At 69.9% G+C, this 25,998-nt stretch carries 24 protein-coding genes; 13 read left to right on the top strand and 11 right to left on the bottom strand.

Annotation, left to right across the window (positions count from 1 at the left end; genetic code table 11):
- Positions 1-28: 28 nt before the first annotated feature.
- A complete protein-coding gene (locus J4573_RS45655; RefSeq protein WP_208262650.1) occupies positions 29-952 on the bottom strand; it encodes a LysR family transcriptional regulator in 924 nt (307 codons plus the stop codon).
- A 332-nt stretch (positions 953-1,284) separates the two neighbouring features.
- Here J4573_RS45655 and J4573_RS45650 point away from each other — a divergent pair, with 332 nt between their 5' ends.
- From J4573_RS45650 to J4573_RS45630, 5 genes are all read left to right on the top strand, one after another.
- Positions 1,285-1,995, top strand: a complete 711-nt coding sequence (locus J4573_RS45650) for a hypothetical protein (protein WP_208262649.1) — start codon at positions 1,285-1,287, stop codon at positions 1,993-1,995.
- Between the two features lie 25 nt (positions 1,996-2,020).
- A complete protein-coding gene (locus J4573_RS45645; RefSeq protein ID WP_208262648.1) occupies positions 2,021-4,855 on the top strand; it encodes an FAD-binding and (Fe-S)-binding domain-containing protein in 2,835 nt (944 codons plus the stop codon).
- Between the two features lie 75 nt (positions 4,856-4,930).
- Positions 4,931-6,322 carry an alpha/beta hydrolase gene (locus tag J4573_RS45640; RefSeq protein ID WP_208262647.1) on the top strand — a complete coding sequence of 464 codons (1,392 nt, stop codon included), beginning with the start codon at positions 4,931-4,933 and terminating at the stop codon, positions 6,320-6,322.
- 1 nt (position 6,323) lies between these two features.
- On the top strand, positions 6,324-7,049 hold the full coding sequence (locus J4573_RS45635) for a PhzF family phenazine biosynthesis protein (protein WP_208262646.1): 726 nt from the start codon (positions 6,324-6,326) through the stop codon (positions 7,047-7,049).
- Between the two features lie 110 nt (positions 7,050-7,159).
- Entirely contained in the window at positions 7,160-7,576 is a 417-nt protein-coding gene (locus J4573_RS45630; RefSeq protein WP_243774668.1) for an ATP-binding protein, read from the top strand.
- Here the strand turns inward: J4573_RS45630 and J4573_RS45625 are convergent.
- From J4573_RS45625 to J4573_RS45610, 4 genes are all read right to left on the bottom strand, one after another.
- A complete protein-coding gene (locus J4573_RS45625; RefSeq protein WP_208262644.1) occupies positions 7,560-8,390 on the bottom strand; it encodes an arylamine N-acetyltransferase family protein in 831 nt (276 codons plus the stop codon). The genes J4573_RS45630 and J4573_RS45625 overlap by 17 nt on opposite strands.
- A 130-nt stretch (positions 8,391-8,520) precedes the next feature.
- A complete protein-coding gene (locus J4573_RS45620; protein WP_208262643.1) occupies positions 8,521-9,285 on the bottom strand; it encodes a L,D-transpeptidase family protein in 765 nt (254 codons plus the stop codon).
- 172 nt (positions 9,286-9,457) lie between these two features.
- A complete protein-coding gene (locus J4573_RS45615; protein ID WP_208262642.1) occupies positions 9,458-10,087 on the bottom strand; it encodes an alpha-ketoglutarate-dependent dioxygenase AlkB in 630 nt (209 codons plus the stop codon).
- 37 nt (positions 10,088-10,124) lie between these two features.
- Positions 10,125-11,564 carry a purple acid phosphatase family protein gene (locus tag J4573_RS45610; RefSeq protein WP_208262641.1) on the bottom strand — a complete coding sequence of 480 codons (1,440 nt, stop codon included), beginning with the start codon at positions 11,562-11,564 and terminating at the stop codon, positions 10,125-10,127.
- A gap of 86 nt (positions 11,565-11,650) precedes the next feature.
- Between J4573_RS45610 and J4573_RS45605 the strand changes: the two genes are divergently transcribed.
- Both J4573_RS45605 and J4573_RS45600 read left to right on the top strand, forming a co-directional pair.
- The gene (locus J4573_RS45605; RefSeq protein WP_208262640.1) at positions 11,651-13,126 is read left to right on the top strand and encodes a M1 family metallopeptidase; all 1,476 of its coding nucleotides are present in this window, start codon (positions 11,651-11,653) and stop codon (positions 13,124-13,126) included.
- Between the two features lie 10 nt (positions 13,127-13,136).
- Positions 13,137-13,940 (top strand): pentapeptide repeat-containing protein, encoded by an 804-nt coding sequence (locus tag J4573_RS45600; protein WP_307797445.1) that lies wholly within the window; start codon positions 13,137-13,139, stop codon positions 13,938-13,940.
- A 15-nt stretch (positions 13,941-13,955) separates the two neighbouring features.
- On the opposite strand, the gene J4573_RS45595 is transcribed toward J4573_RS45600, so the two are convergent.
- The gene (locus tag J4573_RS45595; protein ID WP_208262638.1) at positions 13,956-15,092 is read right to left on the bottom strand and encodes an FAD-dependent monooxygenase; all 1,137 of its coding nucleotides are present in this window, start codon (positions 15,090-15,092) and stop codon (positions 13,956-13,958) included.
- Positions 15,093-15,171: 79 nt separating this feature from the next.
- Here J4573_RS45595 and J4573_RS45590 point away from each other — a divergent pair, with 79 nt between their 5' ends.
- Positions 15,172-15,756 carry a TetR/AcrR family transcriptional regulator gene (locus tag J4573_RS45590; protein ID WP_307797444.1) on the top strand — a complete coding sequence of 195 codons (585 nt, stop codon included), beginning with the start codon at positions 15,172-15,174 and terminating at the stop codon, positions 15,754-15,756.
- Positions 15,757-15,775: 19 nt separating this feature from the next.
- On the opposite strand, the gene J4573_RS45585 is transcribed toward J4573_RS45590, so the two are convergent.
- Complete coding sequence (locus J4573_RS45585) at positions 15,776-16,318, bottom strand: hypothetical protein (RefSeq protein WP_208262636.1); 543 nt, start codon at positions 16,316-16,318, stop codon at positions 15,776-15,778.
- Positions 16,319-16,440: 122 nt separating this feature from the next.
- Between J4573_RS45585 and J4573_RS45580 the strand changes: the two genes are divergently transcribed.
- Entirely contained in the window at positions 16,441-17,361 is a 921-nt protein-coding gene (locus J4573_RS45580) for a helix-turn-helix domain-containing protein (protein WP_208262635.1), read from the top strand.
- A gap of 46 nt (positions 17,362-17,407) precedes the next feature.
- On the opposite strand, the gene J4573_RS45575 is transcribed toward J4573_RS45580, so the two are convergent.
- A complete protein-coding gene (locus J4573_RS45575) occupies positions 17,408-17,698 on the bottom strand; it encodes a putative quinol monooxygenase (RefSeq protein WP_208262634.1) in 291 nt (96 codons plus the stop codon).
- Between the two features lie 13 nt (positions 17,699-17,711).
- Positions 17,712-18,752: an aldo/keto reductase gene (locus tag J4573_RS45570; protein ID WP_243774650.1), complete on the bottom strand. Its 1,041-nt coding sequence runs from the start codon at positions 18,750-18,752 to the stop codon at positions 17,712-17,714.
- Between the two features lie 128 nt (positions 18,753-18,880).
- Here J4573_RS45570 and J4573_RS45565 point away from each other — a divergent pair, with 128 nt between their 5' ends.
- Positions 18,881-19,708 carry a helix-turn-helix transcriptional regulator gene (locus tag J4573_RS45565; RefSeq protein ID WP_208262633.1) on the top strand — a complete coding sequence of 276 codons (828 nt, stop codon included), beginning with the start codon at positions 18,881-18,883 and terminating at the stop codon, positions 19,706-19,708.
- Here the strand turns inward: J4573_RS45565 and J4573_RS45560 are convergent.
- Both J4573_RS45560 and dinB read right to left on the bottom strand, forming a co-directional pair.
- Positions 19,701-20,444, bottom strand: a complete 744-nt coding sequence (locus J4573_RS45560; protein ID WP_208262632.1) for an MBL fold metallo-hydrolase — start codon at positions 20,442-20,444, stop codon at positions 19,701-19,703. The two genes, J4573_RS45565 and J4573_RS45560, sit on opposite strands and share 8 nt — an antisense overlap.
- 10 nt (positions 20,445-20,454) lie before the next feature.
- Positions 20,455-21,651 (bottom strand): DNA polymerase IV, encoded by a 1,197-nt coding sequence (gene dinB, locus J4573_RS45555; protein WP_307797443.1) that lies wholly within the window; start codon positions 21,649-21,651, stop codon positions 20,455-20,457.
- A gap of 105 nt (positions 21,652-21,756) precedes the next feature.
- On the opposite strand from dinB, the gene ligA reads away from it, so the two are divergent.
- From ligA to J4573_RS45540, 3 genes are all read left to right on the top strand, one after another.
- Positions 21,757-23,880 (top strand): NAD-dependent DNA ligase LigA, encoded by a 2,124-nt coding sequence (gene ligA / locus J4573_RS45550; protein ID WP_208262630.1) that lies wholly within the window; start codon positions 21,757-21,759, stop codon positions 23,878-23,880.
- 134 nt (positions 23,881-24,014) lie between these two features.
- A complete protein-coding gene (locus J4573_RS45545; RefSeq protein ID WP_208262629.1) occupies positions 24,015-24,848 on the top strand; it encodes a nitroreductase/quinone reductase family protein in 834 nt (277 codons plus the stop codon).
- 41 nt (positions 24,849-24,889) lie between these two features.
- Positions 24,890-25,951: a right-handed parallel beta-helix repeat-containing protein gene (locus J4573_RS45540; RefSeq protein WP_208262628.1), complete on the top strand. Its 1,062-nt coding sequence runs from the start codon at positions 24,890-24,892 to the stop codon at positions 25,949-25,951.
- Positions 25,952-25,998: the final 47 nt, after the last annotated feature.

The following is a 25,998-nucleotide window of genomic DNA, read 5'->3' as shown; positions in this document are numbered from 1 at the left end:
AAGGGCGCTGAGAGCAAGATCGGCGCGGTTAGGCGGACTTGGGGGTGAGTTCGGTCTCCAGGTGGCGGGCGGCCGAGGTCAGTTCGTGCATCACCGCCTTGACCAGCGGGTTGGTGTTGGTGGAGCGGCACAGGACGGTCACGTGCCGCTGCGGCGAACGGCGGCTGAGACGCAGCATCCGCAGGCCCGGGTCGGGCACGCAGCCGAGCGCGGGCACGAGCGCGATGCCTAGGCCGCGCGCCACCAGCCCGCACACCACCGCGTAGTCGTTGCTGCGGAACGCGATGTCGGGCGTGAAGCCGGCCGTCTTGCACAGCCGCAGCAGCGCCTGCGCGCCCGAGGTCTCGGGACGGCTGGCGATCCAGGTCTCCGCGTCCAGCTCACGCAGCGGCACCGTGCGCGAACGGGCCAGGGGATGGGCCGCGGGGACGCAGAGGACCAGGTTCTCGTCCATCAGGGTGGTCTCGACGATCTGGTCCGGCCAGGTGCGCGGGAACAGGTCGTACCGGTAGACCAGCTGCAGGTCCAGGTCGCCGTCGAGGAGTTCGGGGAGCAGCTCGTCCGGCTCGCCCTCCGACAGCGTGATCTTGGTGCCGGGGCGGGTGCGGGACAGTTCGGCCAGCGCGTGCGGCAGGATCCGCGCGCTCGCGGTCGGGAAGCTGCCGAGCTGGACCAGGCCCTTCTGCCCGCATGCCGTCGCGCGCATCTCGCGTTCCAGGTCGTCCAGCGCCGACAGGACGTCGTTGCCCTTCTTGACCAGGAGGAACGCGGCGTTCGTCGGCCGTACGCTGCGGGCCCGGCGCTCGAAGAGCAGCACGCCGCTGGTGCGTTCCAACGCGGCGATCTGCTGGGAGACGGCCGACGCCGTATAGCCGAGGTTGCGTGCCGCGTCGGCGAACGATCCAGTCCGTACGACCTCGCGCACCGTCTGGATGTGCAGCGGACTGATCATGTCACTCCCTCTCTCGGCCCCCGCCGCCTGGATTCGCCGCTTTCGCCCTGTCGCTTCCGTCGTGTCTCTCGCACCCCTGATCGAGTCACTCTCGCTGGTCAAAGGCGCCTGCGTCCATACCTGTAACACTTCAGCCACATAAGGCGCTGACGTACCTGGAGCGGGTGTGACACAGGCGAAACTTCGGATCGAAGCGCGGACAACTTCACGATGGGTGTTCACGAGTGGACCTGATGGCAGGGAACGGGACACGGCAAGAGGGCCGGGAGCGTCAACCGGGCAAGCGGCGACGCGCGCGTGCGCGCGGCGGCGCGGCACGGAAGACGACCCTCATGCGGAGGGCCGTGATCGGGACGCTGGGGGTGGTGGCGCTCGGCACGACCGGACTGGCCCTGGCGTCCATCTTCGGTGACTACAGCGACCCGGCCATGCCCCAGGCGAGCGTGCAGTGCGGCCCGCCCGACTGCGTAGGCCCGAACCTCGAATCCGGCCTCACCACGACACCCTCGTCGCTCCCCAACCAGAACGCCGCCGGAGGCGGCGGTGCCGGGGCGCCCGCCAACCCGGCTCAGGGCAAGCCCGGCGACCGCCCCGGCGCGGTGAACCCGTCCCAGACCCCCGGCAGCCCCAGCAGCCCTGGGACGCCGAGCGCTCCAGGCACCAGGCGTCCGGGCACGGGCAACAACCCGCACGACGGCCTCGTGCCACCCACGCCCAGGGTTCCCGCTCCCGCCCACCCAGGCCTTCCGCCGGTCACGGTCGCCTACTCGACCAGGGACGCGGGCTATCACCACACCCAGGGCGTCTACACGGTGACCAACAACGGCGCCACGACGCTGGCACCCTGGCACCTCACGTTCACCCTCCCGCGCAGCGGCGGGCTGCTCGGTGGGCTGCTCGGCGGCCACCGCAGCAAGACCGTCACGGTGAACGGCGGTGCGATCGCCCCCGGAGGCCACGCGACCGTGACCTTCGACCTCAGCGACTCCCGCTCAGGCCCCTCCGGCTGTCTGCTGAACGGGAAGGCCTGTGTGGCAGGCTGATCGGTAGCCATCTAGCCTGGTTGAGATGTCCAGTGAGTCCTACGGGCGGAAGCTCGACGCGGCGCTCCCAGGGGTCTTCCGCACGGATCTGACCACCAGGGCGGCCTACTCGTCGGACGCCTCGATCTACCGGCGGGTCCCGGTCGCGGTGGCCGAGCCCAGGTCCGCGGACGATCTCGCCCGCATCCTGGAGCTGGCCGCCGATGCCGGGCTGCCGGTCACCGCCCGCGGCGGCGGAACGTCCATCGCGGGCAACTCCATCGGGCCCGGCATCGTCCTCGACACCTCCCGGCGCCTGGACCGCATCGTCTCGATCGACCCGGACGCCCGTACGGCCGTCGTCCAGCCCGGCGTGATCCTGGACGACTTGCGCGCGGCGGCCGGGAAGCACGGCCTCACGTTCGGCCCCGACCCGTCCAGCCACTCGCGCTGCACGATGGGCGGGATGCTCGGCAACAACGCCTGCGGCTCGCACTCGGTGGCGTGGGGCATCACGGCCGTCAACACCGAGGCCGTACGGATGCTGCTGCCCGGCGGGCGCGAGCTCGCCGCCACCCGCGGCTCCAGCGGCGACGAACGGATCGACGCCGAGCTGACGCGGCTGCGCGACGGCGCGCTCGGCGAACTGCGCACCGAGCTCGGCCGGTTCAGCCGCCAGGTGGCCGGCTACGGGCTCCACCACCTGCTGCCGGAGAACGACTTCGACGTCGCCAAGGCCCTCGTCGGCGGCGAGGGCACGCTCGGCCTGATCCACGAGGCGACCGTCCGGCTCGTCCCCGTTCCGAAGGTGCGCGCGCTGGCCGTGCTCGGCTTCCCGGACGTCTACGTCGCCGCCGAGGTCGCGCCGCTCGCCGCCGCGTCCGGCGCGCTGACCGTCGAGGGCATGGCCGCCGACCTGCTCACCGCGCTGCGCGCCCAGCCGGGCCGCGCCCACGCCGGCTCGATCCTGCCCGAGGGCGGCGGCTGGCTCTACTGCGAGGTCGGCGGCGACTCGGTGCTGGAGGCGCGTGCCGCCGCGCACGCCCTCGTCTCGGTCGTGCGCGAGCGCTTGCCCGAGGCGACCTCGATCGTCGTCGACGACGCCGTCGAGATGCGGGCGCTGTGGTGGATCCGCGAGGCCGGTTCCGGGATCGTGACGCGGCTGCCGGACGGCGGCGAGGCCTGGCCCGGCTGGGAGGACTCGGCCGTTCCCGCTCCCAAGCTCGGCGGCTACCTGCGCGAGCTGTACGGGCTGATGCGCGAGCACGAGCTGCGCGGTGTCCCGTACGGCCACTTCGGCGAGGGTTGCCTGCACCTGCGTCTGGACTTCGGCCTGGACGAGCCGCGCGGCGTCGCCTCCTACCGCGAGTTCATGGAGGCCGCCGCCGACCTGGTCGTCTCGTACGGCGGAACGGTCTCGGGCGAGCACGGCGACGGCCGGGCGCGCTCGGAGCTGCTCACCAAGATGTACTCGCCGGAGCTGCGGAACGCGTTCGCCGCGTTCAAGCAGATCTTCGACCCCGACCGTGTGCTCAACCCCGGCGTCATCACCGACCCGGCCCCGCTCGACGCCGACCTGCGCCCCGGTCCCGGGCGGGACTCGCTGCACGTCATCCCCGTGCACGCGCTCGCCCGCGACGGCGGCTCGTTCGCCGCCGCCGTGCACCGCTGCGTCGGCGTCGGCGCCTGCCGCAACCTCGACACCGGCGCGATGTGCCCCTCGTTCAAGGTCACCCGCGACGAGGTCCACTCGACGCGCGGCCGTGCGCGCGTGCTGGCCGAGATGCTGCGCAGCGAGACGGTCGCGGACGGCTGGCGTTCGGAGGAGGTACGCGAGGCGCTCGACCTGTGCCTGTCGTGCAAGGCCTGCGCGAGCGACTGCCCCGTCAATGTCGACATGGCGACCTACAAGGCCGAGTTCCAGCACCGCCACTACGCGGGCCGGATCAGGCCGCTGTCGCACTATTCGATGGGCTGGCTGCCGCTCTGGTCGCGCGCCGTGACGGGCGTTCCGGGTGTCGCGCGGGCTGCGAACGCCGCCCTGCGCCGCCGCCCGGTGGCCGCCCTGGCCAAGCGCCTGGCAGGCGTAGAGCCGCGCCGCGACATGATCCGCTTCGCCGAGCAGACCTTCCGCAGGTGGTTCCGGGCTCGCCGTCCGGCTGCGGGGGATGGCTCGACCGTGGTCCTGTGGCCCGACACGTTCACCGACTTCCACGCCCCCGAGGTCGGCCAAGCCGCAGTCGAGGTCCTGGAGGCCCTCGGCTACCGGGTCCTGGTCCCTCCAGGCCGTGTCTGCTGCGGTCTGACCTGGCACTCCACAGGCCAACTGAGCGTCACCAAGAAGGTCCTGACCCACACCCTCGACATCCTGGAGCCGGCCCTCAAGGCAGGCCTGCCGATCATCGGCCTAGAGCCCTCCTGCACGGTCATGCTGCGCGACGAGGCGACCGAGCTGCTGCCCGACGACCCGCGCGCTCGCCTCCTCAGCACCCAAACCGTCACCCTCGCCGAACTCGTCGCCCGTCACGAAGGCGCTTGGCCGTTCGGCACCCTGGACGTAGACGCCGTCTCCCAAGTGCACTGCCACCAAGAGGCCAAGGGCACCTACGATCCCGACCTCGACGTCCTGGAACGCCTGGGCGTCAACACCGACGTCGTCGGGGCGGGATGCTGCGGCCTGGCGGGCAACTTCGGCTTCGAACCGGGCCACTGGGACGTCTCCCAGGCGTGCGCCGAACGCGAGCTCTATCCCCGCGTACGCCAGGCGCCGGACCACGAACTGATCCTCGCCGACGGCTTCTCGTGCCGTACCCAGGTCGAGCAGGGCACCACCCGCCGAGCCCTCCACCTGGCCGAGGTGCTGCGCCGCGCCCTCCCCTGAAAGACCCCTGACCCGACCCTGAACCACCCCCGAGACGCGGCCTTCCGGGGCGATCTCGCCCCTAGCGTGACATCCATGATCAGAATTACCGCAGCGCTGGCCGCCGGTGTGGCCGCGGCCGGCCTGTTGACCGCTCCCGCCTTCGCAGCCCCCCACACGGCCTCTTCTCTCGACTGGAAGCCGTGCAAGTTGAAGCCCACCGACGCCGACGGCGCCGAATGCGCCACGCTCCGCCTCCCGGTCGACTGGGCACGCCCCGACGGCCCCAAGTTCGACCTGGCGCTCGCCCGCCGCAAGGCCACCGGCGCACGCATCGGCAACCTGGTCTTCGGGCCCGGCGGCCCCGGTGACTCCGGCCGCGAGAAGGTCATCTCAACCCCCACGTCACGCTTCAGCCCGGAAATGCTGAAGCGCTTCGACGTCGTCAGCTTCGACCCCCGCGGCATCGGCGGCAGCAACCCCATCACCTGCTCCGCCGACCTGCTCAAGCAGCGCCCGCTGCCCATGCTCAAGAACCAGGCCGACTTCGACGCCAACCTCGCCTACAACCGCAAGCTCGCCGCCGACTGCCGCGCCCACACCCCCAACGGCATCTACGACCACGCCGACACCTCCAGCATGGCCAAGGACCTGGACGCCATCCGATCCGCCCTGGGCGACGACAAACTGACCTACCACGGCAGCTCGTACGGCACGCTCCTAGGCCAGCAGTACGCCGAGCAGCACCCCGACCGCATCCGGGCGATGGTGCTGGAGAGCGTCATCGACCGCAGCTCGCCCAACACCCATGCCTTCCTGAAGACGTCGGCCATCACCGCGCAGGACTCGTTCAACCAGTTCGTGAAGTGGTGCGAACAGGCCAAGTGCGACCCCGACATCCGCGCCACCTGGAAGAAGAAGCTCGCCACCGCCGAGCCGAGCGAGCTCTTCTACCTGGTCAACAAGATCGCCTTCAAGTCCCTCTACGGCCCCGACTGGCCAGGCCTGGCAAAGGCCATCACCCAACCGGCCGCGCAAGCCGAACAGGCCGCCGCGCCCGCCCCCACCGCCACCGACCCGACCCAGGTCTTCTGCTCCGACTGGAACCTGCCGATCCGCGACTACCGCGACTACTCCCGCCAGGTGCGCCGCATGACCAAGGCCGCCCCCGACCTCCCGTACCTCCTGCCCCTCCAGATGACGCTCGCCTGCCAGGGCTCCAAGGCCATCAACCCCCAGCACCGCCTCCGCATCGGCAAGACCCCGCAGATCCTCCTGATCAACTCCCTCCACGACCCGGCCACCGCCTACCCCTGGGCCGTCTCGGTCTCCCGCCAGATCGGCCGCCAGGGCATCCTGCTCACCTACGACGGCGCGGGCCACGGCAGCAGCGACAGCGGCCCCTGCATGCAGAACGCGACCGACGACTACCTCATCAACCTCACGACCCCGGCCCGAGGCACCCACTGCCCCGCCGTACAGTCCTGACATGACCGTTGCTCTGCTGGCGCATGCGTTCGTGAACGTGGACGGGGACTTCGGGAACCCGGCCCTGGTGATCGTTGAGCCTGAGGGCTCGAACGCGTCGGCAGAGCAGCGCCAGGAACTCGCTACTGCTCTCGGGATACCGGCCACGGTCTTTGTGCGGGATGCGGCTCGGGGCGAGTTGAGCATCCACAGCAACTACGGGCAGGAGATCCGCTTTGGCGGGCACCCGCTGCTCGGGACGGTCGAGGTGCTCCATCGGCTTGGCCGTAAGGCCAAGGAGTTCAGCGTGCCCGCTGGGCGGGTCTCCTGCCGGCGGGACTCCGATGGGGTCGTGTGGATCCAGGCGCCGGCTGCCTGGTCCAAGCCGTGGCGGCATTACGAGATGGATTCGCCTGACTTGATCGATGCGCTGACCGGCCTTCCTGAGGGTGAGGACTTCACGCAGGTGTGGGCCTGGATCGACCGCGAGGCGGGCCGGGTGCGGGCCCGGCTGTGGGCGCCGCGCATCGGGAAGGGCGAGGACGAGGCGTGCGGGAGTGCGTCGATGATCCTTGCGCTGCGGCTCGGGCGGGCCTTGGAGGTTGTGCATGGGCGGCGTGGGGCGGTCATTTTGGCCCGTCCGGTGAACGAGAGTGATGTCGAGCTGGGCGGGCGGTGCCGGGTCGAGGAGCCGTCCGTGCAGGTCATGGCTCAGATCGAGGGGCTGTACGGAGATCGTCGGGGATAAGTGGCCGACCTGCGGTGATCGCTGTCCGCGTCCGTTTCGCACCTCTTCGAACCCTAGGAGGGTCGGAGTGCGTATTACGCGCTGAACGGACTATTCCGGGGGTGGCGACGATGATGACCCGATGGGAGAGCATCAACGGACAGCGCTTCGAGCAATCGCTTCCGGCCGCCGCCTCGTCGGTGGGCGTGCTGCGCGATCTCACGGCGTTCCATCTCGCGAAATGGGGCCTGAGCGGGATGGGGATCGACGTTCTGTTGATCGTCAGTGAGCTGGCCACCAATGCCATTACGGCGGGCGGTGGTGGAGCCGTTGAGCTGCGGGTGTGGGGGACCGATGATGCGGTCATCATCGAGGTCGAGGACTCCTCGCCCGTTCTCCCGCATCCGCGCGTGGCGGCGGACGACGACACCAGCGGGCGCGGGCTGGCGATCGTGGAGATCCTCGCCGAGGAGTGGGGCGCGCGCGAGTCGGCGGCCGGTGGCAAGGTCGTGTGGGCGCGCTACGGGCGGCTCAAGGACGCTGTGTGAGGACGGTGGCGTCGGCCGGTTCGAGGTCGATGTCGAAGACGTCCGACAGTAGTTTCGGCAGCTCGGCCGCATTGACCTGGCGGGATTCGGTGGCACCGTCGGGGTGAGTGGTCGTCCACGTGGTCCCGTCCAGAACGTGGTGGAGCTCGCCGGTGAAGCGCTGGACGAACGGGCGGGTCGTGAACGGCGAGCGCGGCGACGTCGAGACGTAGTGGTTGCCCACCTCGTAGTCCAGTGTGTACTGCGGGTTCAGGGTGAACGTGTGCCGGTCGAACCAGCCCTCGGCGCCGTACTGGTAGAGGACCCAGAGGCCTGACTCCTCGGCCAACCGGAAACGCCAGCCGTCCTGATCGACCTCGGGGCCGTCCGGGAGGAGTTCGAGGGGCTCCAGCGGGCCGCCGCCGAAGCCGACGTCGCACAGCCAGACGCGGTCGTCGGTGGAGGTCGTGACTCGCAGAACCGCGTGTGTGGCGGGGCGAAGCGCCTTCGCGCCCATCGTCACGCGGGCGTGCAGGCCGGTGATGCCGTAGCCGAGCCGTTCCAGGGCAGCGGCGAAGACCTTCACGTTCTCGTAGCAGTAGCCACCGCGCTTGCTGCGGATCAGCTTCCGCTGCAGCGTCTCGAGGTCGAGCGTGATCGGGCGGCCGAGGAGGATCTCGAGGTTCTCGAACGGGATGGACGTGGTGTGCGCACGGTGCAGGGCCCGCAATGTCGCCGCCGTCGGGGCCCGCTCGCCCTTGAACCCGATCCGTTCCAGGTAGGCGTCCAGGTCGAGCTCGTCGCCGTTCCAGCCGTACGCGCCGCCGTCGGTCATCGCAACCCCCGCTCTCGATCTTCTTTCAGGACAACCGCCCGACGCTCGCGGGTGTTCCGTTCTCGGCATGCGAAAGGCCCGGGGATTCGACGATCCCCGGGCCTTTCGAGGCGTTCAGACGTCCGTTAGGTCAGCGGACGTAGACGGCGGTGCCGATCGGGAGGATGCGGAACATCAGGTCGGCGGTGTGGTACATCGGGAGCCGCGCGCAGCCGTGCGAGGCCGGGTAGAGCGGCACGCTCGGGGAGCCGTGCAGCGCGTAGCCCTTGTAGAAGTAGGACGGCTTGTAGAGGTCGCCGAGCTTGGCGTGCCGCCAGCCGTTGATCTTCCGGTTGATCTTGAAGTTGCCGGTCGGGGTGCGGGCGACGTCGCACTCGCCCTTGTAGCAGTAGCGCTTGCCCGAGCCGGTCGAGGTGAGGCTGATCAGGTAGACCTTGTTGTTCTTGTAGACCACGACCAGCTGGCGCTTCTTGGAGATCTCGACGCGGTTGGCCTTGCCGCCCTTGATGATGCGGGCCGGGTTCTTCGGGTGGGCCAGGGCCTTCCAGGAACCGCCGCCGAAGACGCCGCTCGAGCTGGGCTTCAGGCCGTTCACCTTCTGGAACGCCTGGACCGCGTAGCGCAGGTCCTTGCCGTAGCGGCCGTCGACCGTACCCGGGTCGTAGTGCAGGGCGCGCAGGCGCTTCTGCAGGTAGGTGACCCACTTGCCCTTGCTGCCGTACTTAAGGACCGGCGGCTTGGCGGCGGCCGCCGCGGGCGCGGCGGTCACGGCCGCGGGCTTGACGGCGGTCGTCGCGGCCATGGCCGGAGGGGCGAGGAACGGTGCCGTCATGGCACCGGCGACCAAAGCGAGTCCGGCGATCCTTGCGCGCATGCCTGCAAGCCCCCTGTTCATGGAGTTGTCCTTCGATCCGACAACACCGTAGGTCTCTGATGTCTCACGTGAATCACGCATACGTCTCTTCTGACGCCCCTTGAGACCCATTGGTTGTCTTGATCCAAAAGAAGTTGATATTGCCGCGAGAGGACCAATCAGTTAACGGGTCAGCGGACGCCGCGGGGGCGGGTCAGCGGACGCCGCGGGGGCGGAACTGGACGCTGATGCGCGGGCCGGTGGCCTTGGTGCTCTTCGGGATCGCGTGCTCCCAGGTGCGCTGGCAGCTGCCGCCCATCACGATCAGGTCGCCGTGGCCCAGGCCGTACCGTCGCGCGGGGCCTCCACCGGCCGGGCGCAGCATCAGGGCGCGCGGGGCGCCGAGGGAGATGATCGCGACCATGGTGTCCTCGGTGCTGCCGCGCCCGGTCCGGTCGCCGTGCCAGGCGACGCTGTCGCGCTCGTCGCGGTAGAGGCACAGCCCGGCCGTGCGGAACGGCTCGCCGAGCTCGTCCGCGTAGTGCGCGTCGAGCGCCGCGTGCGCCTCGTCGAGCACGGGGTCGGGGAGCGTGTCGTCCTCGTCGTAGAACGCCAGCAGCCGCGGTACGTCGACCACCCGCTCGTACATCCGCCGCCGCTCGGCCCGCCACGGAACGTCCTGCATCAGCCGTGCGAAGAGCGCGTCCGAGCCGGAGATCCAGCCCGGCCGTACGTCGATCCAGGCGCCGCGGCTCAGGTGCGTGCGGCGCACGCTGTCGCCGAGCGGGCCCACGACGGTCTCGTCGGAGCAGTCCAGCAGCGAGCCCTGGAATGGTCCGTCCATGGCCCCAGCATACGGCCCGTGTCAAACATATGTTCGACTACGGTCGTGCGGAGAGGCCCGAGAAGTCGCGGGCGGCGACGCTGTTGCGGTCCGCGACCCGGTTGCCGAGGGAGAGCTGCGGCCACAGCCCGTTGAGCTCCTGCCGGCTGCGCTCGCTCCACGCCCGCGCCTCGTCGCTGCGCGTCTTGTAGAAGTTCAACGCGTACCCGCCCTCGTGCACGCGCAGGAGCGTGAAGCCACCCGGGTACTCCTTGACCGCGCCGACCTCCTGCTGCACAACGCGAGGCGCGATCGGGAAGACCGAACGCTGGTTGCGATGGGTGTGCCCCGCGTGGTGAAGGAAAACGCCGGGCGTGCTGTTGTACGCCTGCAAAATCGAGACCGCCTGACTGGCCTCCATGGAGTTGCCCCCGGTGATGGCGGTCGGGTGGTTCTCCACAAAGAGCGGGTGGTGGCCGAAGACGAGCGTGGGCTGGTCCTTGTTCTTGGCCAGCTCAGCCTGGAACCAGCTGAACTGCTCCTTGGACAACCCGCCCGCATCCCCTCCGTTCCCGGGCTTGTCGTAGGTGTCCAGGCCCAGCACGCGCAGCCCGTGCAGATCGTGCGTGAAGTAGGTAGGGGAGCCGAGGCTGAAGAAGCCGTCCATGAAGCAGTCGTTGCCCTGCCACCGCCCCGGGGTGCACGTCGCGTAGGCAGAGCCTTCATGCGCCCGGTCATGGTTGCCGCGCGCGACGAGATAGTCCGTGCCGTACGTCCCGAACCCGTTCAGCAGGGCCTTGGCCCGCCCAACGTCGTTCGGGGCCGCCTCGCTACTGACGTCGCCCGCCGCCAGCAGATAGGTCGCGCCGCGCTTGCGGGCGTCCGTGACCAGCGCCCGCGCCATGATCTCCGGGTACGGCGCGTGCCCCGGCACCTGCTCGATCCCCTTGATCCACGGCAGCTGGCCGATCAGGCCCGCGACGGTCTCGCCCAGGTGCAGGTCGTTGCAGAGCGCCACCGAGAACAGGAACCGGCCGGGCGGCGGCTGCGGAGTGGTGAACGAGAAGACGCCGTCCGCCTTCGGGTCACCGGCCGCCTGCCCCGCCACCAGCGATGTCGCCGTGGCGGTCTTGCCGCGCGAAAGGGCCTTGTAGAAGTACGTCCGTCCCGGCTCCAGCCCGGTCAGCTCCACGTAGTGGTACGGCGTTCCGGACCGCCCGTGCGCCGTGCGGTCGAGGCGGGCGGGGCTCGTCCCGTACAGCACCTCGGCGTCGGCGGGCGCGGGCCGCATGCGGCCAAGGCCGTCGTCGGTCCCGGGAACGCCGGTGTACCAGGTGAGGATCGCGCCGGTCTCGGTCAGCGTCACCAGCTCGAGATCGACCGCGCTCACCGCGTCGGCCCGTGCGGGACCTGCGACGACGGGCACCGTGAACGCCCCGCTGATGATCGCGCTCAGGCGCAGGATTTCGCGGCGGCTCGGCTGCCCGCAACAGATCATGGCGGCAGGGTGACAGTGCCCGATGAACCCCGCCAGACCCAAATGACAGGTACAGGCAGGCAGGAGATGCACATACGGTGCTAAGGGTGTCCTACCAGCTCAAGCACAAGGCCCCGGCTCTCAAGGCCCCGGCGCTGATCATGGCGGTCGCTCTCGCCGCCGCGGCCTGCTCGGGCTCGGACGACAAGCCCGACGCGGCCTCGACGCCGTCCTCGCCGTCCCCCGCCGCCACCTCGACCGATCCCGCGCAGCGGTACGCGGCGGGCCGGTCGACGCCGGTGCGCGACCCGTACTACCCGCAGCACGGCGACCCGTCCATCGACGTTCTGCACTACGGGCTGGACCTCGACTGGGCGCCGGACAAGCGCACGCTCACCGGCACCGCGACCCTGGCCGTACGGGCGGCCGCCGCGACCGACACCCTGCGCCTCGACTTCGGCAAGCCCATGAAGATCGACGACGTGACCCTCGACGGCAAGACGGTCACGGCCGACCACTCCGGCGACGTTCTGAAGGTCCCGGCGGGCCGCAAGCTGAAGCGCGACGCGACCACCACCCTCGTCGTGAAGTACCACGGCACCCCGCAGGAGACGAAGGGCCCGGCCGAACGCAAGGACTCGCAGCGGCTCGGCTTCCAGATGGGTGACGGCGGATCGGCCGTCGCGCTGCAGGAGCCGTTCGGCGCGTTCACCTGGTACCCGGCGAACGACCAGCCGTCCGACAAGGCGCTCTACGACGTCGCGATCACCGTTCCGCAGGGCTGGTCGGGGATCTCCAGCGGCACGTTCACCGGCAAGACCGGCGACACCTACCACTGGCAGTCCGCCTCGCCGACGGCCAGCTATCTCGTCACGTTCGCCGCCGACAAGTTCGAGATGATCAAGGACACCGGCCCGAACGGGCTGCCGCTGACCTACTGGGTGCTGCCCAAGGACAAGGATCGCGAGCTGAAGGTCCTGCGCAAGAGCCCGGCGATCATCAAGTGGCTGGAGAACCGGCTCGGCCCCTACCCGTTCCCGAGCGGCGGCGCGGTGATCGCGGGCGACTCCGGCATGGAGACGCAGCAGATGATCACCGTCATGCCCGGCCTGCCCGACAACGTCTACGCGCACGAGTACGCCCACCAGTGGTTCGGCGACGCCGTGACGCCCAAGACCTGGCCCGACCTGTGGCTGAACGAGGGCTTCGCGATGTACTTCGAGTTCATCTACCAGGCCGAGAACGCGGGCGCCGGACCCGCCGCGCTCGACGCGTTCATGAAGCGCATCACCGACCAGGCCGACGCGCAGCTGCGGCGCAATTACGGGCCGCCCGGCCACTTCGACAAGAACAAGTTCGGCTCCGAGAACGCCTACCTCAACCCGGCGATCATGATCCACAAGATCCGCCGCAAGGTCGGCGACGAGAAGTTCTTCGGCATGCTGCGCGGCTGGATCCAGGAGCACCGCGGGACCAACCAGGACCGCGCCGCGTTCACCGCGTACGCCGAGCAGAAGACCGGGACCAAGCTGAAGCCGCTGATCGACGAGTGGCTCGACTCGACGACCACGCCCCGCGACTAGGTTGGGGGAAGTGACCAACCTCGACTTGGCGGACCTGCGGGCCGACTGCGACCGCTGTTTCGGCCTCTGCTGCGTCGTCCCCGCGTTCGCCGCCTCGACCGACTTCGCGATCGACAAGCCCGCCGGAACGGCCTGCCCCAACCTCCTCGCCGACCACCGCTGCGGCATCCACGCCGACCTCCGCGACAAGGGCTTCCGCGGCTGCACGGTCTTCGACTGCTTCGGCGCCGGCCAGCGCGTCGCCCAGGTCACGTTCGGCGGCCAGGACTGGCGGAACGCCCCGGACACGGCCCCTCAGATGTTCGAGGTCTTCAAGGTCATGCGGGAGCTCCACGAACTCCTCTGGTACTTGACCGAAGCCGCGGCCCTCCCCACCTCAACCCCCATCCAGAACGACCTGCGCACCGCCCTGGCCGAAACCGAACGTCTCGCAAACCAGGACGCCGACGCACTCCAAGACCTGGACCCAGGCGCCCATTGGCAACAGGTCAACGCACTCCTCCTGCGCACCAGCGAACTCGCAAGAGCCGGTCTCAAGGGCAAAGACCAGCGCCGAGCCGACCTCATCGGCGCCAAGCTCAAAGGCGCCAATCTCCGCGGCGCGGACCTCCGAGGCGCCTACCTCATCGGAGCCGACCTGCGCGGCGCGGACCTGCGAACCGCGGACCTGATCGGCGCCGACCTCCGCGACACCGACCTCCGCGCCGCCGACCTCACCGGCGCCCTCTTCCTCACCCAACCCCAGCTCAACGCCGCCAAGGGCGACCCGCACACCAAGATCCCTCCGCAACTCACCCGTCCTTCCCACTGGTGAGCTGTCGTCGTTCGGTCAGGCGGGTGGTTGCCAGGTGAGGGCGGTTTCGAACGAGCGGAGGGTCGCGCTTTCGGGGGTGAGGCGGACGAGAAGGTTGCGGGCTGCCGCGGCCGGGCCCCAGCTCCACTGGGCGATGACGCCGATCTGGTGTGAACGGCGGGCGATCGACTGGGCTCGGGGGCGGCGTTCCTTGTCGTACGCGAGCAGGGCCGCAGGTACGTCGGTGTGCGAGTCGAGTAGCGCGGCGAGGGTTACGGCGTCCTCTAGGGCTTGATTGGCGCCCTGGCCCATGTTGGGGGTCATCGCGTGGGCGGCGTCCCCCAGGAGGGCCACTCTTCCCTGGACGAACGTCTTTAGCGGGGGCAGTTCGTAGATGTCGTGCCGCATCACGGCGTCTGGGCTCGTTGCGGCGAGGAGGGCCGGGATGGGGGCGTGCCAGTTATTGAAGCGGCGCTTCATCTCGGTTAGCTCGTCGTCGTTGCGTTGGCCGGCAGGCATCGTCGCGACGCCGAAAAGGTAGACGCGGCCGTCGGGGAGTGGGGCGAAGCCGACTCGTTCGCCGCGGCCCCAGCTTTCGCCGCCCTGGCCGATGCGTTCGCCTGGGTCGGCGATGAGACGCCATGCGGTGTAACCGGCGTACTTGGGCTCGGGGGCGTCGGGCCATACCGAGTGACGGACGGCGCTGTGGATGCCGTCCGCGCCGATGACGAGGTCCGCGCGTTCAACGCCGCCGGTGTGCACCACCTCGACGTGGTCACCGGCGTCGCGGATCTCCTTCACCTCGACGTCCACGCGCAGCGCCTCGCCGGGCACGGCGTCGCGCATGATCTCGAGCAGGTCGGCGCGGTGGAGCATGACGACCGGGCCGTACCGCCGGTTGAACTCGTCCAGGTCGGTGCGCGACAGCCAGCGCCCGGCCGAGTCTCGGATGCCGCCGGCGGTCTCGGCCAGCGCGCGGTCGCGCAGCTGGTCGCCGAGGCCGAGCGCGTCCAGCGCGCGCACGCCGTTCGGCCACAGCGACAGCCCCGCGCCGACCTCGTCGAACGCCGCGGCGCGTTCCAGCACCTCGACGTCCCACCCGCGCCCGATCAGCGCGCGGGCCGCGGCCAGCCCGCCGATTCCGCCGCCGACAACGATCGCCTTCCCGGCCATGTCCCTCACCTCTACATCTGTAGTAGACGCTCTGTACTCTACGCTTGTAGAGGCAAGGTTCAAGAGATCGGGGAACGATGTGACGGAGCAGACTCGGGACCGGCGCGGCCGCCGTGACCTGCTCGCGGACGCGGCGATCGAGACCCTCGCCCGCGCCGGGATGCGCGGCCTGACCCACCGGGCCGTCGACCAGGCCGCGGGCCTGGCCGAAGGCTCCTGCTCGTACTACTTCCGTACGCGCCAGGCCCTTCTCCAAGCGGCCGTCGAACGCCTGGAAGAAGTGGACGCCGCCGAGGTCGCTCAGCTGACCGAGGCCCAGGGCGACCTGCACGCGGTGGCCGACCTCGCCGCCCGGCTGGTCGAACACTGGACCACCGCCGGCCGAGACCGCATGCTGGCCCGCTACGAACTGGCCCTGGAGGCGACCCGGCGGCCGGAGCTGCACGCGGTCTTCATCCGTTCGGGGGCGAGAAGCCGGATGATGGCCGAGGCGCTGCTCGCGGCCGCCGGAGCTCCTGATCCCGCGCGCCAGGCCCCCGCGTTCGTGGCCTGCCTCGACGGCCTGATCTTCGATCACATCGCCGGCGCGGGGACGCTCAAGCTCACCCGTGAAGAGCTTCGCGACGTCCTGCTGGCCCTCCTACGGCCGGGAGGAGCTGCGTAGGAGGGCCAGGCTCAGGGGGTCACGGCTGCTTGCTCGACCAGTACTCCCAGCCCTCCTTCTCGGTGGGAATGTTGCCGTAGAAGGCGTCCAGTAGCTTCTCCTTGCACTTGCGGGTCTCCTGCATCTTCCAGAAGAGGACCTTGTAGCCGACCACGCGGTAGCGCAGGTGGCCGTACTTGCCCTTCGGGATCTTGTGTGAGTACCAGTGGCCGACGGTCACCGTGTTCGACTTCGTGGCCGACTTGCTCACATGCCCCTTGACCGTGAGCCAGAGCGCGCCGATCGACGCCTCCGCGCCCGCCTCCAGGGTGGCCGACTTGGTCCAGGACTTGTCGACCTTGCCCGTGACCTCGCCGCCCTTGCCGTCGACGAAGTTCGTCCCCGGGACCCAGTAGTTCACGGCCTTCTTGGACTTGACCGTGTAGTAGGTCTCCTCCGGACATGACTTCGCGGCACCAGAGCCGCCCGCATGCGGTGTCGACGCCAGCGCGGGCGTCGTCCCGCCGGCCGTCAGAGCGGCCGCCGCCGCGAAGGTGATGCCCAGTGTGCAGAGCTTGTTCATCTCGTCCCGCCTCGGGGTCGGTTGTGCTGACGAGTGGGAGTGAAGTGCCTCTGACCTCCGACTTCACCCCATTCGACCGTTCGGGATAGACCCGAATGCGGGCGCTCTGGCACACTCTCGGCGTGACCAGCGAGGACCCCTCCCAGGCCGCCCTTCAGCCCCCTTCCGTGTCCTCCGAGGAAGAGTTCGTCGTCGCCCTGCGGATCCTCCGCGAGCGCAGCGGACTCACCTTCAAGGAGATCGAAAGGCGTACCTCCGCGAGCGACTCCCTGGTCCTCCCGGCGTCCACCCTCGCCACCGCGCTCCACCGCCGGAACGCCCCGCGCCCCGAAGTAGTGGCCGCCCTGGTGAAGGTCTGCGGCGGCGACGAGGCCGTGGTGGCCGAGTGGCTGGCAGCCCGCGAAGCCCTGATCCACCCCCTCCGCCCCGACCCAGAACCACCGCAGAACGAGCACGAGGTCCTGGAGAAGGCGTTCCGCAAGTCAGGCCGCCGAGCCGCCGTGGTCCTCTTCACGATCATCTTTCTGGTCGCCGCGGTCAGCCTGTACGGCCCGCTCCGTTCCTCCGAAGGCAGCGGAGACGACCACCCGCCCCCCACCCCATCCCCGACCCCGGCCACCACCGGCGCCAGCCCCAAGATCGGCACCGGCCTCCTCAAGCTGAGCGGCTTCTGCCTGTCCGAGCACGAGCACGACCAGACGGGTCGCGTCTACCTCTCCGACTGCAAGCGCAGCTTCCCGCCCCGCGCACTCAAACCGTTCAGCGGCTTCTGGCGCGTGACCACCGACCACCCGCAGTTCGGCGCGGGCTGCATGGGCGTCGTGGACGGCTCCCTCAAACCAGGCGTCGACATGTCCGACGACACCTGCGACCGAGTCCAGACCGACCTCTTCCTCCTGGAGCACGTAACCGGCGGCTACCTGCTCCAGCCCAACGACCACCACCTCTGCGTAGGCGTAGAAGGCAAGCCCAAGCCAGGCGCCAAACTCAAGCAGATCCCCTGTAACCCCCAAGCCCCCGGCCAGATCTTCACCATCAACTGAGGGCGAAGATCCGGCCGGACCGGCTGCGATGGCACCGGGCTGACCGCTATGGCGCGTCGATCAAGGTGCGGAGGGTCAGCGGCCGGGCGAGGATGCGGTCCAGGACTCTCTGGGCGTGACGCAGGTGCGGGGTGGCGAAGTGCTCGTCGAAGGCCCGCCGGTCTTCCCACCGCTCCACGATCACCATGCGGGCGGGGTCGTTGGGGTCGACGTAGGGCCGGTAGGCGAGACAGCCGGGTTCATCCAGCGTCGGTTCGATCAGGGCTTCCAGCGCCGTGCGAAGCCGATCATGCTGACCCGGCGCGGCGAGGAACTCGGCGATGACGAAGAGGGACATGGCGCGGTCTCCCTCACGCGTGGCGAGCGGGACCGCTGCCGGCGCCGGAGACCGTGATCGCGGTGGCGATCTCCTCGATGTCGGCCGGGTCCAGCTCGAACGTTCCCGCGCCGATCCAGCCGTCCACCTGGGCGGACTTGCGCGCGCCCACGATCGCGCCGGTGATGCCGGGCCAGGCGAGCGCCCAGGCGATGGCGACCTCGGCGACGGTACGGCCGTGACGTTCGGCGATCGGCCGCAGCGCCTCGGCGAGCTGGAGGTTGGCGGTCAGGCCGGTGGTGAAGTCGTGGTGGGCGGTGCGCCAGTCCTCGGCGGGCAGGCCGGCCACGCGCTCGGCGGAGAACGCCCCGGTAAGCAGACCGGACTGGAGCGGCGAATAGACGATCACGCCGGTCTCGTGGGCCTGCGCCCAGGCGATCTCGTCGGCCGACGACCGGTTGATCGCGGAGAACGGCGGCTGGATGACGTCGACGTGGGCGATCTTCTCGGCGGCCTGGAGAAGGTCGGGCGTGTGATTGGACAGCCCGATCGCCCGGACCTTGCCTTCGGCCTTCAGATCGGCCATGACCTGCCAGTACTCTTCCAGCGGTGTCGCGTTAGGGGACACGGCGCCGAATCCGCCGCCCGCGTACTCCAGCGACTCGCCGGTGTCGGGATAGTGCACCTGGTAGAGGTCGATGTGATCGACGCCCAGCCGCCGCAGGGAGCCCTCGAGCTCGCGGCGCACGCTGGCGGGCTTCATGATCCGCCGAGGTGCGGCGGACGGGTCGTCCGGGTCCCAGACCAGGCCGACCTTGGTGAAAACGTACGGGCGATCGGCCTCGGGCAGGTCGGCGATGGCCTTGCCGACCAGTTCCTCCGAGTGGCCGAGGCCGTACACCGCGGCGGTGTCGATCCAGTTGACGCCCGCGTCGAGCGCGTGGCGGATCGCGGCGATCGACTCGGTGTCGTCAGTGGCGCCCCAGCTGAAGGTCCAGCCCGAGCCCGACACGGCCCACGAGCCGAAGCCCAGCCGGGTGATCTCCATGCCGGTACGGCCGAGTGTGACGGTCATGATTGATGCGCTCCTGTGAATCGGAAGGCCGGAACCGTTCCGGCGGAACCAACTCTCGGCGTCTCACGCCAGGTCAGGCAGGGCCCGGCGCTGCCTAGGCACGCCATGACCACCCAATAATGGGTTGTATGACCTTCGATCGCCGTGCCGAGCTGGGCGAGTTCCTTCGGTCGCGTCGCGCCAGGCTGCGCCCCGAGGAGTTCGGCCTGACCTCGTACGGACGGCAGCGCCGGGTTCCGGGGCTGCGCCGCGAGGAGCTGGCGCAGCTGGCCGGGGTCAGCGTCGATCATTACGTCCGTCTGGAGCAGGGGCGAAGCCTGCAGTTCTCAGTCGAGGTCCTGGACGCGGTGGCCAAGGCCTTGCGCCTGGACCCGGCGGAACGGGAGCACCTGCACCGACTGGCCCGCCCCACCCAGGCCGAGGAACAGGCGGACACCCCGCCGCTGCGGCCCGGCATCCACAGCCTTCTCTCCGCGATCAACGCTGCCCCCGCCTACGTGGTGGACCGCCGGACAGACGTACGGGCGTGGAACCGCCTGGCCGCGGCGTTCATCACCGACTTCGGCGAGCTGGCCCCCGCGGAGCGCAACATGGCCAGGCTGGTCTTCTTCGACGAGGACGTGCGCGCCCTGTACGTCGACTGGTGGGCGCGAGCCCGTGACGTGGTGGCCTTCCTCAGGCTGGATCTGGCGCGCCCACCCGTTCCCCCTGCCACCCAAGCCCTCATCGAGGACCTGTCGGCCGCCAGCCCCGAGTTCCGCCAGATCTGGGCGGAGCACGACATCAAGGCTCCGGAACACGGCAGCCACCTCTACCGGCACCCGCTGGTCGGCGAGCTGGAACTGAGCTACGAGACTCTCCAGCTTCCCGGTCACCCCGACCTCGCCCTGGTAGTCCACACCGCCGAAGAGGGCACCCCCTCCCAGGAAGCCCTCCGCATCTTGGCCACTAGCTGAGGGTGAGGGTCTGGCCGGACTTGGCTGCTGCTATCTCGCCGTTGTAGGTGCGGGCGGCTGCTTCTAGGGATGTGGCTTCTGGGGTGTTGGGCCATAGGTGGGTGAGGAGGAGGCGGTGGGCGCCTGCCTTAGTGGCTTGGGTGCCTGCTTGTTGGGCGCTGGTTAGGTAGGGGGCGTCCTCGCGGGGGACCTCGGTGGGGTAGGTCGCTTCGGCTATGAGGAGGTCTGCGTCGCGGGCTAGGGCGGCTACTTCGGGGGTGGGGCCGCCGTCTCCGGTGTAGGCGACGGTTGTGGTGTCGGCGGTGATGCGCATGCCTGCGTTCGGGACCCAGTGGGGGAGAGGTCTGGTTTCTACGGTGAACGGGCCTAGGGCGAGGGTGCGGCCGATGTTGATGTCGTGGAGGGCGTAGGCGCTGTCGAGCATGCCGGGGCGGTCCAGGGCCAGGACTGCGTCCAGGGCGTGCGGGGGTGCGTGGACGGGGAGGGGCGGTGGGGGGTCGGCTACCAGAGCGCGGGCGCGGAGTAGGGGGTTGAGGTCGGCGCAGTGGTCGGGGTGGCCGTGGCTGATGAGGACGGCGTCTACGCGCTCTGCGGTTGTGTGCTTCAGGAGTTGGGGGAACGTGGCGTAGCCGAGGTCTATGAGGAGGCGGAAGTCTTCGTGCTCCAGAAGGAAGCCGCTGCATGGCTCGGTTGCCGTTGGCCATGCGCCGCAGGCGCCTAGGACGGTCAGGTGCATGCAGACATTGTCAGTCGGCGTCTGGGAGGAGGGGTACGGAGACGCCCTCGTCGCGGCCTAGGAGGACGGCGCGGGTCAGGGCCTTGGAGCCGAACTTGTCGCGTACGTCGTCCATGGCCGTGTCCAGGGCGGTGGGGTCGTGGTTCAGGGGGATGGCTAGTTGTACGGCGTTGTCGCTGTGGAGGTTGCCGAGGGTTACGCCGATGAGGGTGATGCCCTGCTCGCGAATCATCGGCATTGCGGCGGCCAGGAGTTCGCGCATCGCGGAAAGGATGACCGGGGTCTCGCCGGTTGCCTGGGGGAGCGTGTGGGAGCGGGTTATGCGGGTGAAGTCCTCGAAGCGCAGGCGGAGGGTGACCGTACGGCAGACGCGGTGGGCTGAGCGGAGGCGGCGGGCCAGCTTGTCGACCAGGCCGACGAGGGTGGTGTCGAGGTCTTGGGCTGTGCGCCTGCGGCGGCTGCCTAGGGCTCTTTGGGCGCCCATGGAACGGCGGCGGACGCCGGTACGGACCGGGCGGGGGTCACGATTGTGCGCCAGGGCATGCAGGTGGCGGCCCGAGGCGCGGCCGAGCATGGCGATCAGGGTGTCCTCGGGGAGGCGCGCCACCTCGCCGACCGTCGTGATGCCGTAGCCCTTCAGCTTGTCGGCGGTGATCGCGCCGACGCCCCAGAGGCGGCGGACGGGGAGGGGATGCAGGAAGTTCAGCTCGCCGTCCGGCGGGACGACGAGGAGGCCGTCGGGCTTGGCGACCGCGCTGGCGACCTTGGCGAGGAACTTGGTGCGCGCGACGCCGACCGTGATGGGCAGGCCGACCTCTTCGAGGACCTCGCGGCGGAGGCGGACCGCGATGTCGGGTGGTGTGCCGGAGATGCGGCGGAGGCCGGCGACGTCCAGGAACGCCTCGTCGATCGACAGGCCCTCGACGAGCGGGGTGGTGTGCTTGAAGATCGCGAAGACGGCCTTGCTGGCCTCGGTGTAGGCCGACATCCGCGGCGGGACGACGATCGCCTGCGGGCAGAGGCGGCGCGCCTGGCCGCCGCTCATGGCCGTACGGACGCCGTACGCCTTGGCCTCGTAGCTGGCCGCCAGAACGACCCCGCCGCCGACGATCACCGGGCGGGCGCGCAGCCGCGGATCGTCGCGCTGCTCGACCGACGCGTAGAACGAGTCGAGGTCGGCGTGGAGAATCGTCGCTTGCCCGGACACGAACATATGTTCGCATGGTGGGGGCGGGTCACGCGAGGGGGTCCAGGTGGCCGATTGGGGGCTGGACCTGGGCAAATTGTCAGAGGTGGGGTGCAGAATCAGACCATGACGAACCCTCCGGGCTTCACCGAGATCGCCGATCAGGCCGCGTACGCGGCCGCCGTCCAGACCGCGGTCTCAGCCGCGGCCGCCTACTACGGCGAGGGCGACTCGGCGCTCGACGACGACGCTTTCGACCGGCTCGTGCGCGGGATCGCGGCGTACGAGCAGGACCACCCGGACGAGGTGCTGCCCGACTCGCCCACCGGCAAGGTCGCCGGGGGAGCGGTCATCGGCGACGTACCGCACACGGTGCCGATGCTGAGCCTGGACAACGTCTTCGGCGCGGAGGATCTGGCGAGCTGGGCGGCCGGTTTGGAACGGCGGCTGGACAGGCCGGTGAAGGCGTGGAGCGTTGAGCCGAAGCTGGACGGCCTGGCGATCTCGGCGCGCTACCGGGACGGACGGCTGGTGCAGCTGGTCACGCGGGGCGACGGGGTCGCGGGCGAGGACGTCTCGCATGGGATCGGCACGATTCTCGGGCTGCCGGAACGGCTCGCCGAGCCGGTCTCGGTCGAGTTTCGGGGCGAGGTCTTGATGACGCGGGCGCAGTTCGAGGCGGCCAACGCCTCGCGGGTGGCGCACGGTGGTCCGGAGTTCGCCAACCCGCGCAGCGCGGCGGCGGGATCGTTGCGGGCCAAGGACCGGCCCTACCAGGTTGAGATGACCTTCTTCTCGTACGGGATGCTGCCGCTGCCGGGCACCCCGGAGGCGCTGGCCGAGGACCTGCGCACGCTCGCGCACAGCGAGATCATGGCGCGGGCCGCGGCGCTGGGCGTGCAGACCAGCGGCGCAACCCCGGCCGGTGCGATCGCGTGCGAAACGATCGAGCAGGTCCAGGAGCAGGTGGAACGCATCGCCGCACTCCGCGGCGACCTGGAGTTCGGCATCGACGGCATCGTGATCAAGGCGGACCTGGCGGCCGACCAGGAGCAGGCGGGGCTGTCGTCGCGGGCGCCGCGCTGGGCGATCGCGTACAAGCTCCCGGCCGTCGAGAAGATCACCAAGCTGGTGGCGGTGGAGTGGAACGTGGGTCGCACCGGCATCATCGCCCCGCGCGCGGTGCTGGAGCCGGTCGTGGTCGACGGCTCGGTCATCACCTACGCCACGCTGCACAACGCGGGCGACATCGAGCGGCGCGACCTGATGGTCGGCGACCACGTCACCGTCTACAAGGCCGGCGACGTGATCCCGCGCGTCGAGGCGCCGGTCACCCACCTGCGGACCGGCGACGAGACGCCGATCGAGATCCCGGCGGTGTGCCCGCGCTGCGGCGACGCGATCGACGACTCCCAGAAGCGCTGGCGCTGCGTGCGCGGCCGTGCCTGCCACGACATCGCCTCCGTCCGGTACGCGGTCGGCCGCGACCAGCTCGACATCGAGGGACTCGGCGAGAACCGCATCAACCAGTTCGTCGAGGCCGACCTGATCGCCGACTTCGGCGACCTGTTCTTTATCACTCGCGAGCAGCTGCTCGACCTGGACCGCATGGGCGAGGTCAGCACCGACAACCTGCTGTTGGCGATCGAGCAGGCCAAGGCCAAGCCGCTCAACAAGGTCTTCTGTGCGCTCGGCGTGCGCGGCACCGGCCGTTCCATGTCGCGCCGGATCGCCCGCCACTTCGGCACGATGGACGCCATCCGCGCCGCCGACACCGAGGCGTTCCAGCAGGTCGAGGGCATCGGCCCGGAGAAGGCCCCGGTCCTGGTCGAGGAGATCGCCGAGCTGTCCCCGCTGATCGACAAGCTGATCGCCGCCGGTCTCACGATGACCGAGCCGGGTGGCGGCGCGATCCAGAACGCGGCGAGGACCGAAGACGGCGAGGGCGGCGAGGGCGGCCAGAACGGCGAGGACGGCGAGGGTGCCGAGACCGCGGCCGCTCTGCCGCTGGCGGACATGAACGTCGTCGTCACCGGCTCGATGTCCGGCCCGCTCGCCGACCTGTCCCGCAACGAGATGAACGAGCTCATCGAACGCGCGGGCGGCAAGGCCTCCTCGTCCGTCTCCGCCCGTACGTCCCTGCTGGTCGCGGGCGAGAAGGCGGGCTCCAAGCGAGCCAAGGCCGAGCAGCTCGGCACCAAGATCCTCACGCCGGAAGAGTTCGCCGCTCTCGTCGCCGACCACATCTGATCGCCCCTGCCGCCCGGGCCGTCTGCCCGGTCCTCAGCGCGTCCTGCCGTTGACATGGCAGGGCGCACTGAATAGCTTTGTCTTCTAAATAGTTTTGCTTGCAAAGCTAAAACGTTCCGTGGAAGGCGTGGGGCATGGCGGACTGGAATCTGCAGATCATCGAGGAGTTCCGGGCGAACGAGGGCAAGGTCGGCGGGCCGTTCGAGGGGGCCACGCTCCTGCTGCTGACCACGCGCGGGCGCCGGAGCGGACGGCCGCACACGACGCCGCTGACCTACCTCGCCGACGGGGGACGCCTGCTGGTGTTCGCGTCGAACGCGGGCGGGCCGAACGATCCGGCATGGCTGCTGAACGCGACGGCCGACCCGCGCGTGACCGTGGAGGTCGGGACCGAGTCGTACGAGGCGACCGGGCATGTGCTGGAAGGCGAGGAGCGCGACCGGCTGTACGCGCTGCAGTCCGAGCTCGTTCCGGCGTACGCGGAGTACCAGCGGCAGACCGAGCGCGTGATCCCGGTGGTCGCGCTCTACCGGATCCAGCCCGATGCGATAGCGGCCGGCGATCACCTGCTGGCGGTGCACGGCGAGCTGCGGGCGGAGCTGGCGGCCCTGAAGAAAGAGGCCATCGGGGTGGCCAAGGGGGAGGACGTCGAGCGGAGGCTTCGCGCGCACTGCTTCTCGGTCTGCGACGCGCTCGGCGAACACCACGCCAGCGAGGATCGTGTCTTCCCGCACGTACAGAAGCGCTATCCGGGGCTGGCGCCGGTACTGGACCGGCTGCGGCGCGAGCACGTCGCGGTGGCAAAGCTGAAGGACGACATTCGGGCGCTGGTGGACGAGGCCGATCCGGAGAGGTTCCAGGCGGAGCTCGAACGGATGACCGCCGAGCTTGAGGCGCATTTCGCGTACGAGGAACGGGAACTGCTCGTCGCCGCCAACACGCTGCGGCCGCGCGATCTGGGGCGCTGACGGGTCTTCTCAAAGATCAGCTTTGCTGGAATGCTCCCCGGATGAGCAGACGAGGCGCCGCCTTCGGCGCGATGGCGGGAGCGGTCGCCGGGGCGGTCGCGCTGACGTCGGCATGCGGCGCAACGGCCCATCGCGGCGCCGAGGCGGCGGCGGGCTCGGCGGCGGGCTCGGCGGCGGGCTCGGCGGCGGGCTCGGCCGCCTCGATCACCGTGCGGGTCAAGCCCGGCACCGCGATCGCCTCCCTCAAGGCCGCGCATGACAAGATCGTGCGTTCCGGCGCCAAGAACGCGACCGTCCTGCTCGCGAACGGCACCTACCGCGACAAGGGCCTGGACTGGAAGGCGGGCGGCAAGGGCGGCCGCATCACCATCAAGCCCGCACCCGGGAACACCAAGGTGAAGTTCTACGGCGGGCGGACCGCGTACGGGAAGGGCTACAAGGGCTACCTGCTCACCGTGCGCCCGACCGCGTCCAGCCTGACCGTTCAGGGCCCGCTGACCATCACGATGTACGGCGACGGCGGCATCCAGGCGTCCGGCAATTCCGCGAGCGGTCCGGTGAAGGGCCTCGTCATGCGGAACGTGACGTTCAGCCGCATGGGCAACGCGTGGGTGAAGAAGGGGAACGGCTACGCGGCCGTCCACCTGCACTACACGCAGGGCGCGCAGGTGCTCGGCAACCGGTTCGTGAACCTGGAGAACGTCAAGACCCCCGGCGCCATGCACGGCGTCTACCTCGCGTTCAACCAGACCGACCGGACACCGGGCAGTAGTGGCAACGTGGTGAAGGGCAACGCCTTCCAGGTGGTCTCCGGGGACCCGATCCGGGCCACTGAGGTGAGCAGCCGCAACGCCGCGTCCGGCAACAGCTTCTCCAAGGGGCGCGACTACCGGGGCAAGACCCAGGGCAACGGCTACAAGGGCATGTTCACCTACTGGATACTCGCACGTTCGGGCACGGCATGCGGAGCCGGGAACACCTTCGCCGGTAAGAAGAGCGGCTACGCAAGCTACTACCTCAAGGGGCGCGCGAAGTCCCTGCCGGGGATCGCTTCCGGCACCGAGACCGGCCAGACGTGCAAGAAGGCCATCGCTTACAAATAGAGGCCATGGCTTCCTGCCGGACGCTCAGTCGGGCCTGGATCAGTCGG

It is taken from the genome of Actinomadura barringtoniae (genome assembly GCF_017573505.1).
Classification (GTDB): domain Bacteria; phylum Actinomycetota; class Actinomycetes; order Streptosporangiales; family Streptosporangiaceae; genus Spirillospora; species Spirillospora barringtoniae.
The sequence above is the reverse complement of the archived record's forward strand: the minus strand, read 5'-3'. Positions and strand labels throughout refer to the sequence as shown.

Coding starts and splice junctions, on each gene's coding strand:
- J4573_RS45575 (WP_208262634.1), bottom strand. CDS start 17,698: ATGTCCCTCTTCGTCATCGCCGAGTTCCTCGCCGCGCCGGGTCAGCAT.
- J4573_RS45595 (WP_208262638.1), bottom strand. CDS start 15,092: ATGGCCGGGAAGGCGATCGTTGTCGGCGGCGGAATCGGCGGGCTGGCC.
- J4573_RS45615 (WP_208262642.1), bottom strand. CDS start 10,087: ATGGACGGACCATTCCAGGGCTCGCTGCTGGACTGCTCCGACGAGACC.
- J4573_RS45565 (WP_208262633.1), top strand. CDS start 18,881: ATGACCTTCGATCGCCGTGCCGAGCTGGGCGAGTTCCTTCGGTCGCGT.
- ligA (WP_208262630.1), top strand. CDS start 21,757: ATGACGAACCCTCCGGGCTTCACCGAGATCGCCGATCAGGCCGCGTAC.
- J4573_RS45635 (WP_208262646.1), top strand. CDS start 6,324: ATGACCGTTGCTCTGCTGGCGCATGCGTTCGTGAACGTGGACGGGGAC.
- J4573_RS45640 (WP_208262647.1), top strand. CDS start 4,931: ATGATCAGAATTACCGCAGCGCTGGCCGCCGGTGTGGCCGCGGCCGGC.
- J4573_RS45645 (WP_208262648.1), top strand. CDS start 2,021: ATGTCCAGTGAGTCCTACGGGCGGAAGCTCGACGCGGCGCTCCCAGGG.
- J4573_RS45650 (WP_208262649.1), top strand. CDS start 1,285: ATGCGGAGGGCCGTGATCGGGACGCTGGGGGTGGTGGCGCTCGGCACG.
- J4573_RS45630 (WP_243774668.1), top strand. CDS start 7,160: ATGATGACCCGATGGGAGAGCATCAACGGACAGCGCTTCGAGCAATCG.
- J4573_RS45585 (WP_208262636.1), bottom strand. CDS start 16,318: ATGAACAAGCTCTGCACACTGGGCATCACCTTCGCGGCGGCGGCCGCT.
- J4573_RS45610 (WP_208262641.1), bottom strand. CDS start 11,564: ATGATCTGTTGCGGGCAGCCGAGCCGCCGCGAAATCCTGCGCCTGAGC.
- J4573_RS45625 (WP_208262644.1), bottom strand. CDS start 8,390: ATGACCGACGGCGGCGCGTACGGCTGGAACGGCGACGAGCTCGACCTG.
- J4573_RS45540 (WP_208262628.1), top strand. CDS start 24,890: ATGAGCAGACGAGGCGCCGCCTTCGGCGCGATGGCGGGAGCGGTCGCC.
- J4573_RS45545 (WP_208262629.1), top strand. CDS start 24,015: ATGGCGGACTGGAATCTGCAGATCATCGAGGAGTTCCGGGCGAACGAG.
- J4573_RS45560 (WP_208262632.1), bottom strand. CDS start 20,444: ATGCACCTGACCGTCCTAGGCGCCTGCGGCGCATGGCCAACGGCAACC.
- J4573_RS45620 (WP_208262643.1), bottom strand. CDS start 9,285: ATGAACAGGGGGCTTGCAGGCATGCGCGCAAGGATCGCCGGACTCGCT.
- J4573_RS45655 (WP_208262650.1), bottom strand. CDS start 952: ATGATCAGTCCGCTGCACATCCAGACGGTGCGCGAGGTCGTACGGACT.
- J4573_RS45570 (WP_243774650.1), bottom strand. CDS start 18,752: ATGACCGTCACACTCGGCCGTACCGGCATGGAGATCACCCGGCTGGGC.